The sequence below is a fragment of the Pseudomonas sp. HY7a-MNA-CIBAN-0227 genome, assembly GCF_040310325.1.
In the GTDB taxonomy this organism is placed as follows: domain Bacteria; phylum Pseudomonadota; class Gammaproteobacteria; order Pseudomonadales; family Pseudomonadaceae; genus Aquipseudomonas.
The window spans coordinates 1-261 of sequence record NZ_JBEOPT010000204.1; the positions used below are offsets into that span (position 1 = coordinate 1).

At 49.0% G+C, this 261-nt stretch carries 1 protein-coding gene; it reads right to left on the reverse strand.

Annotated features, from left to right (window positions below; genetic code table 11):
• On the reverse strand, positions 1-227 hold a 227-nt coding region (locus AAEZ06_RS27585), incomplete at its 3' end, for a hypothetical protein (protein ID WP_350617304.1).
• Positions 228-261 lie beyond the last annotated feature (34 nt).

A 261-nucleotide genomic window follows, 5' to 3' on the forward strand; every position in this document is an offset into this window, starting at 1 on the left:
TCCAAATCTGGCGCGGTACGTGTGTCCGTCGGCAGCTCATCGGCATTGCTATATCGCTTTAATTGCTCAGCGCTGACAAGGCAGCGCTGCTTAACCTCAGTAAAGAGGGGATGCGGCGTATCTAGTGTTGTTTGCGTGCCGTCTGTCGTTTGGTCGGTCAATTCAGCAATGGGTGTTACCATATTAGTCGTGTCTTTTATATTAGCGTCATTTGATGTTTTGGACATAGGGGCATGTTTCTGTTCGGTCATAGGCGTATGG